Genomic DNA, 9,821 nt, shown 5'->3' on the forward strand with positions numbered 1-9,821 from the left:
CTATCTCCCCATCACTACGGCGCGCGACGATACGCGCGAGAAGTCTTCGCCAATCAGATTGCCGTACCAATTATCGGTGTCGTAGCACACGGTCACTTGGTATAAGGTAGCTGGTCGCCCAAAGGTGGTGGTAAAGCTGAGATCTTTACTCGGCGGCGCTGCCTGGCACAGGGTTCCAGAAGGTGCTGACCACTGGCTAATAATTTTGTTTTGATCCTCTTCATCCGTCGCTCCAACGCCTTGACGAACATGAAGCGAAAATCCGAGTTTGGTACTGTCAAAGTTACTCATGGTACGCGTGAGGGAGTTTCTGACGATGGTGTAAGCTTCTTCAGCTTGAGTATCGTTCACTCTAAAGTCGTCCTCACTAAACAGTTCAGTGCGCTCTTTAATGATATTGGCTGCAGAAAAAGCCATGCGCTCGAGCTTACCTTTAACGCTCAGTTTAATGATGATATCGGCACTGAACACCAACAGCAGCGCGAAGAAAACCCCGACGATGGCAAATTCGACGGTAAAGTTGCCTTGCTGATGAGATTTAAAGCGCAAAGGTTTCACGTTGGTATTCCTGTATCACTATCATTTCACGGGAAAAAAGGGTGTTTTTATCCAAAAATAAATTAAAGATGGGTTGATAGTCATAACTGACATTATAAATGGCAATAGGGGCTTTCTCTGGCTCGCCACATACAGCTTCTTTGTCATCTTCATTGTCTGGTTCACAACCATCAGTGATCGTGGCAAGGGTGTTGTATTCATTAACATAACGGATACTTATCCGGTAATTATTCGCATCGATCAACGCATGCCAAAGGCTACTATCATCATTAAGGGTTTGTTGAAATACGGTCAGAAAATCTTCAGTTTGTTGTTTTTTCGCATGTTGTGCGGCTCTTGAGATAGCTAAATCCCCCAAAGCAGATACATACGACATAAAGCTCATTTCCACCCAAGCGGCGCACATCAACCAAAAGGCAAAAAAACCGCCAACAAATTCAATCGTTGCGACGCCTGATTCTCGCTTTAGGTGATGGGGCGTGTTTATTCTCATTGAATAACGCCCTCTTGCTCTGGCGCTTTAGCCTGAGGCGCGACATCAAGAAGAGAGGACAAATCGGCCACGGGTAAAGCTTGCAATTGTTGGTAAAGTACGGTTTGTTCCTCGCTCTCCATGCTGGATGTTAGCGCATCAAAGGCTGAGCGCTGATTGGTTTTGGCATAGATTAACGACAGGGTAATGCGCGTTTTATCCGAAAGTTCACTGAGCTCTGGCAATGGTTCTAGTCGACGAAGGGCCCCCGTCAAGTCCTGTTCCAGTACATCAATCAATGCGAGGTTGTTTTTTATGGTGCGATCATTGGCCATGTTCTTTCGTGCTTGATTGAACCACTGTCGCGCGTCTGTTAAGTCTCCCTCTCGTGCAGCCAGTATGCCAAGCAAATTAGCCGACTCGCTGTCATTGGGATCCCGTTGTTGTACTTCTTTCAGGCGTAAGGCGGCGGTTTGCCATTGCTCTAATCCCATCGCGACTTTGCCGGCCAGTAAGCCTATCTGCGATATAGGCTGTGCATCTTGCTCCGTCTTTTGTAACAAAGGCGACAGATAAAAATCCGCCGAGTCATAGTCTTTGATATGCAGATAACGTTTCACCAGCTTTATTCGTGTTTGCGAAGATTCTTTTTGCTTTAACTCACGCTTGTAGAGCTCAATAATCTCACGATCATTGCCACTACTTTCTAACACTTGTTCGTTGGTCAGCGTCTTTTGCTCTGGCGGCTGACTGGCTGCACACCCAGAGAGCACCAAAATATAGGCTGCCACCAGCGCCCAACGCGGTTGTTTGATTCGAGGTTTCACCTGATTAGGCATTGGCTAGCATCCTCATAATGCCCGGTGCGGCGATTAGGATCACAATCGGCACCATGATAAATACAATCAAAGGAATCGACATTTTGGCTGCGAGCTGACCGATTTTTTCTTCAACTTGCAAAAGTTGTACTTCACGAATATCCGCCGACAAGGTGGTGAGCACCCCGTATATCGACGTGCCGTATTGCAAGCTTTGATTGAGGGTCATCACAAAGCTGCGCATTTCATTAGACGGCACTCGCTGATAAAGCTCTTCGAGTGCTTGCTCAAGCCCCACAATCCGTGAGCGTTCATTCACACGGGTGAGCAAAAAACTCAAGTCACGGTCAAAGGCCGCCATTTCACGCGATAAATAAGTAATGGACGCTTCAATGGTCATCCCGGTTTGAACACAAACAGCCATCAGATCGAGCATGTAAGGCAGTCGATTAGAAATGGCTTTCACCAACGCCCGTTTACGTAGGTTGAGATAGGCATCGGGACCAATGATGATGATCACCAGCCACACTAAGCCACCAATCAAAAGCCAAGTATTCGGCCATTGTTGCAGTTGGCTCAATAAAAATATACCAACGCTACCCGCAAGCAATACCGCATACTTCATCGGCATAAATAACCGGCTCCAACGCTTATCGTAAATACCGGCCGCGAGAAATTTTTGTTCCACCTCATGGGTGTCATTAGACACCAGCTGGTTGATAAAGGCGCCAAACTTATCCCATAGTGGGGTTGTTGTTTGATCGGTTGAGTTCTCAATATTAAAGTCACGAAATTGGCGTTTTTTACGCGACTGTCGCAATGCACCAACAGCAAGCACGCAGCCGACAAGTAGCAGTATTAAAAAAATCCATTGATGCTGTGCCATCATGATTCCCTTTTATCAGCGCACACTTTTCATTAATCCCCAAACGATGGCGATCCCAATCGCTTCACTAATAAGGACATAATAAAGAATCACTTTGCCATCGGGGTCAAACATCACAAACTCAAAGTTTTCTGGGCTGAGATATTGCAAAACAAACAGGAAAAAAAACGGAATCGCCGCGACGATTTTCGCCGATGTGCGCGCCTCAGACGTTAACGCATATTTTTTCTTATCAATCGAGCGGGCATTAAACATCATCCGATTAAGCCGCATCATAATATCTTTGAGTTGGCCACCACGCTGCATATTGGCACGCAGCGTGATCACAAAAAAGTAAAACGATGGATAAGGATAACGACGACAGGACTTTCGAAACACGTCGTCGGGAGACTCACCAAGTTGTAAACGTTTCCCCATAATGCGGAACTCGCGACCAATGTCACCTTCGAGCGTATTACCGACATACAAAATAGCATGCATGATACTTTCACCGGCAGACACTGCACTGGTCATCATATTCAACGCATCCGGGAATGCCGTTTCAAACATTTTTTGTTCACGGTTTTGAAGCCAACGGTAAAATATCAACATACCCACAAGCACAAAAGGCGGCGTAACTATCCAGATGGGCTCCCGTAAAAACTGGTTGTTAAATTGAATCGATGCAAAAAAAAGGCCCGCTAAAAGTGCGGCTAACTTAATATTTGGGCGCTCTCCCAGCTGTTTCTTAAAGTTGCTCCAGCGCAGTAGAATGTTTTCCCATACACTCCTATCGGCCAGGGAACGTAAATCAACCGCTTGCTGGTTTGCCATCACGGATTCAACGAACTCAGTCCGATTAAATTCTTCGAGATAATCATAGCGTTTGTGTTTTTTCAGCCAAGGAACAATCAATAACCCCAACCCAACCATCAGCATTACAAGGTAAATCACATGCCCTCCCCGGCTTTGAATGCAGACGAAAGCTTTTCCTCAAGACCAAAGAAACGTGCTTTTTCCATCAACACCGAACGTTGCATGAGTCCTGCCGTCATAAAGTTGCCACGCACTTTCCCTTCACCAGACTGCTGATAAACCGGTTGAAAGCGAAAAATTTCCTCCATAACCACATTTGCGCCCTCTAATCCAACCACTTCGGTAATACTCATCACTTTACGGCTACCATCATGCAACCGGCTGATTTGGATCACCAAATCGACAGCACTAACGATGGTGCGCCGAATCGCTTCTAGCGGGAGGTTACTGTTTGCCATCATCACCATCGATTCAACCCGAGCCAGTGCGTCGCGAGGTGTATTGGCGTGCAGCGTTGACATGGATCCGTCGTGACCGGTATTCATGGCCTGGAGCATCTCAAACGCTTCGGCCCCACGGCACTCACCCACAATGATCCGATCGGGACGCATCCGTAGCGAGTTAATCACTAAGTCTCGTTGATCGACTAAACCTGTGTTTTCAATCCCTGCGGTCCGCGTTTCTAATCGCACCACGTGAGGTTGCTGCAACCGTAACTCCGCGGCGTCTTCGATGGTAATGACCCGCTCATTTTCACCAATAAACTGGGACAAGGCATTGAGCATGGTCGTTTTACCTGAACCTGTTCCCCCGGATATTAAAATATTGAGCCGACAATGCGCGGCAATCATTAATAGTTGGGCCATTTCTGGGCTCATTGCCCCGAACTCACACAGCTTCTGTAGATCAATACTCTGTTTTTTAAATTTACGGATTGAAATCGCGGTGCCGTCAATGGATATCGGCGGAATAACAATATTAACGCGGCTACCATCTTCTAAGCGCGCATCACAAGTAGGAGACGATTCATCCACCCGACGACCAACCCGTGAAGCAATACGCTTGGCGATTTCACGCAACTGACTTTCATCAATAAAGGTCACCGGTGCGGGTTCAACTAAACCGTTACGCTCAATATAAACGGAATCAGGTCCGTTGATCATAATGTCGGTGATGGTTTCATCGTCCATTAAATTTTGCAGTGGCCCCAGACCAATCAGCTCGTCGGTTAAGTATTTAACGAACTCGTTTTTTACCGTGCTACTTAATGGCCATTGCTCACGATTGATGAGTAGCTCAACCGCGCTATGGAGTTGCTTTTCAAGATCTTCACGCGACACATCCGCAATCACATTCGGGTCTAAGGCATCAAAGACCTGCTTACGGATCTTTACATAGACTTCCTTGGTGCCTATCACTCAACGTGCCTCTTTTGACGCCACAAACCGGTGAAAAAATTGAACGCTGAACGGCGCTCTGTTGACTCACCTATCACCAAGGAAGCCAATTTACGCGTCGGACCAGATGCCTTTATTTTTGCCTGCGCGACTCGGTTTCCCTCCAACACAAGCTCGCCAATTTTCCCCGAAAAGGGGATCACGACATCAAGTGGGCATTGAAGGAACTTCTCTATGTCTGCCCCCGTCACGGTGGCAAACTTTTCCGGTATACAGTGGTTTAGTACCAGGATGAGGCGCGGCCGCGATGCTTCATCGACTTTGTCAATGGTCATTTTTAATCGTCCGGCATCACGTAATGCTGATACAGTTGGACTAACCACCAAAATAATGCAGTCACTGTCTAACCAACGCGCTTGGTTACGATGCGTAAAGCCCGACGAACCCGAGACATCTTCAACAATGAAGTTGCATTCTGATGAGAGTATATCCGCGGCATTATTGTGGTAATCATTCAGTTCGTCGAAACTGTACTGTTTGGAGGTCAGTGATAGAACAGAGAGCATGTCGCTGTGTTTGGTGAGTAAGCTTTGCGCGGCCGATAGATCAAGGCTTGAAGAAAACGCGCCTTTTTGCACCTCCCGCTTTTCAAACTTCTTTAGCCCTAACATAATATCTAGGTTGCCACTGGTGTAATTATGGTCAACCACAATGCAAGATGCGCTTTTATCGGTGACCAATTGATGCGCTAACTCAGACGTGATCAATGTCGTGCCAACCCCTCCTTTAGCGCCAATCACCGATATTCTTTTCGCGCGACGGTTTTGGCCAGGTCCACGATTACGCTGACGGTTATCACTGACGCTACGGACAAAATCGATCAGCTCTTGTTTCGTAATTGGCCAAAATAAGTAATAAAATCCCATCTCTTTGAGATTACGAATCGTTGAGATCGCATCCTCACTGCCAATCACAATCACAGAGGCATGACTTGGCAATAAGTGGCTAATACGACGGGCATCCCCCGTCACATCCTGACTGCTATTCAACTCAACCAATACGATTTCGACACTTTGTTGACGAACGTGATCCGTGATCGCCATGTCTGAGTTTTTGCAGATCTCTGGCGTTGCGACGCCCTCAAAACGAAACGCTTCTTCCACCAAAGAACGACAGGGAGCGGTTTGATAGAATAATACCGACGTAATCTTCTCGCGTTCGTCTTGCTGAGATTGATTACTTTTTAATATATCAACGAGATCAAACATCAGTATTCGCCTTCTTCATGACTGAGGCCACGTTCAGGACGCACCTTGGAGAGCCAGCGATTCTGTGTCACCACACAACCGGTTTTATTCTGACGCACATCGGCTATTTTAACGGGATGACAAGCTTGTGGTTTTACCTGATAAGTAACCACTGAAACGCGCCAATCTCCGTCTTCCAGAGCCGCCGAACGACGCCGAATATTTTGACTTTCTACTCCCAATTTCAATAAATAACGTTGCGCTTTTTTCGCCGCCTGTTCACCGCGAGGGGTGTTATAGTCGATCGTAATAGGTTGAGTAAGTACTAACTTCTGATGATGAGAAGCAAAACGAGTAAATTGCTCAAAATCACCCTGCGGTGCTGATGTTGATAGCGTTAACTGATAAGTTACTGGCGCCAGTAAAACTTGAGTTCCCTCGGTTTGATAAGCGGGCGTACAGCCCCACAGCCCACTTATTAGGAGGGTGCCGACTAGCCATAATGTCACTTTCATTGGATAAAGCCTCCTTTACGCAACCATTGGCGCAATGGTGCTTGCTCAGGCACCGCGTCTAACGCGAAAAAGCGCTCAAGCGTCGACGTTCGCTGAATTTGTGGGATAACCACTTGATCTGATTGTATGGGTTTGACCAAGTTCACTTTGGCGACGATCACCAGCTCAGTCTTGTTACGTTGCGTTTCGGTATGACGAAACAGCGCCCCTAAAATAGGAATATCACCGACAAAGGGTATTTTCGATAAGGATTCACGCTCTTCACTGTTCAACAAGCCACCGAGCACAAAGCTGTCGCCGTCTCCCAGCTCAACCGTAGTGCGGGCTCGGCGTGTTTTTAATGCCGGCAAATCATAGGCGTCATTGCTGTATTGCGCATCCAAAGAGCTCACCTCCGGCATTAATGCGAGTTTGATCTTATCGTCCCTGTGTACGTTCGCCGCCAATTCTAGTTTGACCCCATATTCGCGATACTGCACATTCACGCCACCATCAATACGAGTGACGACAGGCAGTTCCCCCCCGACAAGAAAGCTGGCTGTTTCACCCGATAACACCGATAAATTGGGCTCTGCGAGAATTTGTCCGACATTATCATCGCCAACCGCACTGATGACGGTGAGGATGTCGCTGGCACTAAAACTCTTCAACGGATTAACAAAGATCCCGCTGCCTCGACCGCCCGAGCTAAAATTAACACCAAACTTTTCCATAAACGAATTGGAGACTTCTGCAACAGTTAATTGCACATTGACTTGCTTGGTCGTGGCCACCTCTAAGTTATTGACAATCCCGTCGTAGCGATAACGGCGCATAAACTCGAGGTTGTAGGTATTTTCTCCCGTATTCCACTCAACTTCTTCTTCAGTGGCTGACTTTGCTAACAGCTCACCCACCAAGCGTTCGATACTTTTTTTCTGCGTTTCGCTGGCCACCCGACCGCTGAGTACCACTTGATTAGCCAAATTATCAATTGAAATATCGAGATCCGGATAACGCAGCTGAATTTGTTGCTGAATATGGACCATACTTTGGTTCACGACCAATTGACGTGCTGCCATGGTATTGCCTGCTTCATCAAATACCAGTAACGAGGTTGTGCCAACCGCTTTACCAAACGCTACAATTTTTCGCTTATCGATAACTTGGTAGTCTGCTATCGCGGGATCAGCGACGAATACCGAGCCAATCGTTTGATTGACTTGCAATGCTTCTGCCTGGCCTTTGGCGATATTCATCACCATAGGGGCAGAATGGGCCGCCATCGCGACCCAGCTCAACAATAATGCCAACATCCAGCGGCGACAAAAGTGCGGCGCTTCCATACAAATTCCTTATTTTATAACGGCAGTATCAGCCCGAAACTCTGTAATCGCTCGATAGTCATCTAGAACATCGCCAGCGTTGGCGGACATATCTTTAGGCGACGCTTTGCCCAGCGACTTGTGAACCTCAAGTTGGGCGATGCGTTTGGCAATGGTCATGGTGGCCACTTGCTTACGGGTAAGCTCCAAAATCAAGGTGGTGTCCGTAGAAGCCGGTTGATTGCGGGTCGCCTCTTGACGCGATTGCGCAACTTTGAGGACTTTCACGCCCATTAATACAGGCGCGAGGGACACACCGCGAAAGCTACGCACTGTGGTCTCATTGGCAAGGTTTTGATCGGTGGAGGCAAGCGCCATAATATCGACCAATGCCCCAGCGCGCACCGCCCCACCGACCACTGAGGTTGCTGAGACTTCAAGCGGAAAGGGAATACGATCGGCTTGTGTGACGTAATCGAGATAATCTTGGCTTTGCGGAGACACCACAGCGTCCGGATAGAGAATATCGCCGGCCGCCAGTGATCGTCTGGCTAATAAAGCCTCGCCATTGGTTTCGGGGATTGCCATATCAGCGTCAATACCCATTTGGTTGGCTTTGTTTTCTGGCCAGGTTTCGATGATCAGATTATCACGTGCAATCGTCTCACCACGGTCGAGCCCAGATTTCAACGTTATCACCTTGTAGACAACCTCGGGTGATGCTGTTGACGCCTCAGTTTGCACCGGCTGCGTCGACTGATTAGGCTGCAATAAACCGTACAGGCCGATGGCAATGGCCAAAAAGGCAATCAAGGAGAGTAATTTTGAATTCATAGTCCCTCTAAACAACCGGAAACCACGGTGGGAAGCGATAGTTGTATCGATCAAACATATAAGAGGAGCGGCGACGTTACATTGTGTACACCGCCATCGTGAATATCACTATGCGACACTCGATAAGGTAAGCCATATGGCGAACATCCCCGATGGCGCGATAGCAAGGGCATAAGGCACACCATGAGCACGCCATTCGGGCTTTCCTAACCAGCTGGCCAGCAAAAGCCCGACAGCGACTAGACCGCCCAAAATGGCCATTAAAAACAACATCCATGGCCACCATTGTTCGCTCACCGCGAGACTTATCGCTGCTAGCAGCTTCACATCTCCAGCACCGCACACACCGAGCCAAAATAAAGCAAAGCCAGCCACCAAAACCAAGCTAGCCTGTATTAGCGCATTGCCGACAGGGAGCTGAGCCCAGTAGACGGCCCCCCCTGCTAGCACAGTGATCACCGCAACCATCCATTGCTCGATAGTGCGTCGTCTCAGATCGCTAACCATACACACCAGCAAACAGGAACCAATCAATATTGGCAGCGCAATCACTGTGATTAAGGCCTACTGTTTAATTTCTGACTTATTTTGAACCAGTATTACCAGCTGCTGTGTTTACATTCTCAGTGATTTTACTGATTGCGTTAGTTAAGGCGCCTTTAAGACCGCTGTCACCATCCCCTTGGAACACCGCAAGCACAATCGCAGAAATCGCGACACCGATAATCGCATATTCGATAGCGGTAACACCGCGCTTATCTTTGGCAAACGACTCCAGTGCTAAACGGGTGTTGACATACATTTCAGTTAACATACGCATTTCTTCCTTTAATTTTTTTACCCATCACGTGAACAATAATTGGAACCCTGTTCACAATTTGTTGCACGAGACTATCACTGCCATTCAAGATGAGAAATAACGTTATGCCTATAATTTGACGCAGATCTGACTATTTAACCGACCACTGTCTAGTCGATCGCAAAAAATAACTAAT

At 47.6% G+C, this 9,821-nt stretch carries 12 protein-coding genes; all 12 read right to left on the minus strand.

Annotated elements, in window-relative coordinates; all coding sequences use genetic code 11:
- The 12 genes from tadF to BZG75_RS12105 all read right to left on the minus strand — a co-directional run bounded on the left by tadF (position 1) and on the right by BZG75_RS12105 (position 9,640).
- Positions 1-558, minus strand: coding sequence for a tight adherence pilus pseudopilin TadF (gene tadF, locus BZG75_RS12050; protein ID WP_077577143.1), 558 nt, complete (start codon positions 556-558; stop codon positions 1-3).
- Entirely contained in the window at positions 539-1,051 is a 513-nt protein-coding gene (locus tag BZG75_RS12055) for a TadE/TadG family type IV pilus assembly protein (RefSeq protein WP_077577144.1), read from the minus strand. Before BZG75_RS12055 ends, tadF begins: the two co-directional genes overlap by 20 nt.
- Complete coding sequence (locus BZG75_RS12060) at positions 1,048-1,869, minus strand: tetratricopeptide repeat protein (RefSeq protein ID WP_077577145.1); 822 nt, start codon at positions 1,867-1,869, stop codon at positions 1,048-1,050. The genes BZG75_RS12055 and BZG75_RS12060 overlap by 4 nt, the downstream gene beginning before the upstream one ends.
- Positions 1,862-2,734, minus strand: a complete 873-nt coding sequence (locus BZG75_RS12065; protein WP_077577146.1) for a type II secretion system F family protein — start codon at positions 2,732-2,734, stop codon at positions 1,862-1,864. Before BZG75_RS12065 ends, BZG75_RS12060 begins: the two co-directional genes overlap by 8 nt.
- A gap of 15 nt (positions 2,735-2,749) precedes the next feature.
- The gene (locus tag BZG75_RS12070; protein ID WP_077577147.1) at positions 2,750-3,667 is read right to left on the minus strand and encodes a type II secretion system F family protein; all 918 of its coding nucleotides are present in this window, start codon (positions 3,665-3,667) and stop codon (positions 2,750-2,752) included.
- On the minus strand, positions 3,664-4,947 hold the full coding sequence (locus BZG75_RS12075; protein WP_077577148.1) for a CpaF family protein: 1,284 nt from the start codon (positions 4,945-4,947) through the stop codon (positions 3,664-3,666). The genes BZG75_RS12070 and BZG75_RS12075 overlap by 4 nt, the downstream gene beginning before the upstream one ends.
- Positions 4,944-6,194, minus strand: a complete 1,251-nt coding sequence (locus tag BZG75_RS12080) for an AAA family ATPase (protein ID WP_077577149.1) — start codon at positions 6,192-6,194, stop codon at positions 4,944-4,946. The genes BZG75_RS12075 and BZG75_RS12080 overlap by 4 nt, the downstream gene beginning before the upstream one ends.
- Entirely contained in the window at positions 6,194-6,688 is a 495-nt protein-coding gene (locus BZG75_RS12085; protein ID WP_077577150.1) for a hypothetical protein, read from the minus strand. The genes BZG75_RS12080 and BZG75_RS12085 overlap by 1 nt, the downstream gene beginning before the upstream one ends.
- Complete coding sequence (locus BZG75_RS12090; RefSeq protein WP_242413601.1) at positions 6,685-8,013, minus strand: type II and III secretion system protein family protein; 1,329 nt, start codon at positions 8,011-8,013, stop codon at positions 6,685-6,687. Before BZG75_RS12090 ends, BZG75_RS12085 begins: the two co-directional genes overlap by 4 nt.
- Before the next feature lie 9 nt (positions 8,014-8,022).
- Positions 8,023-8,826 carry a Flp pilus assembly protein CpaB gene (cpaB, locus tag BZG75_RS12095; protein ID WP_077577151.1) on the minus strand — a complete coding sequence of 268 codons (804 nt, stop codon included), beginning with the start codon at positions 8,824-8,826 and terminating at the stop codon, positions 8,023-8,025.
- Between the two features lie 108 nt (positions 8,827-8,934).
- Positions 8,935-9,378 carry an A24 family peptidase gene (locus BZG75_RS12100; RefSeq protein WP_274532552.1) on the minus strand — a complete coding sequence of 148 codons (444 nt, stop codon included), beginning with the start codon at positions 9,376-9,378 and terminating at the stop codon, positions 8,935-8,937.
- A gap of 31 nt (positions 9,379-9,409) precedes the next feature.
- The gene (locus tag BZG75_RS12105; RefSeq protein WP_077577153.1) at positions 9,410-9,640 is read right to left on the minus strand and encodes a Flp family type IVb pilin; all 231 of its coding nucleotides are present in this window, start codon (positions 9,638-9,640) and stop codon (positions 9,410-9,412) included.
- Positions 9,641-9,821 lie beyond the last annotated feature (181 nt).

This window comes from Salinivibrio sp. AR640 (assembly GCF_001995405.1).
Taxonomy (GTDB): Bacteria; Pseudomonadota; Gammaproteobacteria; order Enterobacterales; family Vibrionaceae; genus Salinivibrio; species Salinivibrio costicola.

Coding starts and splice junctions, on each gene's coding strand:
- BZG75_RS12055 (WP_077577144.1), bottom strand. CDS start 1,051: ATGAGAATAAACACGCCCCATCACCTAAAGCGAGAATCAGGCGTCGCA.
- BZG75_RS12060 (WP_077577145.1), bottom strand. CDS start 1,869: ATGCCTAATCAGGTGAAACCTCGAATCAAACAACCGCGTTGGGCGCTG.
- BZG75_RS12065 (WP_077577146.1), bottom strand. CDS start 2,734: ATGGCACAGCATCAATGGATTTTTTTAATACTGCTACTTGTCGGCTGC.
- BZG75_RS12080 (WP_077577149.1), bottom strand. CDS start 6,194: ATGTTTGATCTCGTTGATATATTAAAAAGTAATCAATCTCAGCAAGAC.
- BZG75_RS12085 (WP_077577150.1), bottom strand. CDS start 6,688: ATGAAAGTGACATTATGGCTAGTCGGCACCCTCCTAATAAGTGGGCTG.
- BZG75_RS12090 (WP_242413601.1), bottom strand. CDS start 8,013: ATGGAAGCGCCGCACTTTTGTCGCCGCTGGATGTTGGCATTATTGTTG.
- cpaB (WP_077577151.1), bottom strand. CDS start 8,826: ATGAATTCAAAATTACTCTCCTTGATTGCCTTTTTGGCCATTGCCATC.
- BZG75_RS12105 (WP_077577153.1), bottom strand. CDS start 9,640: ATGTTAACTGAAATGTATGTCAACACCCGTTTAGCACTGGAGTCGTTT.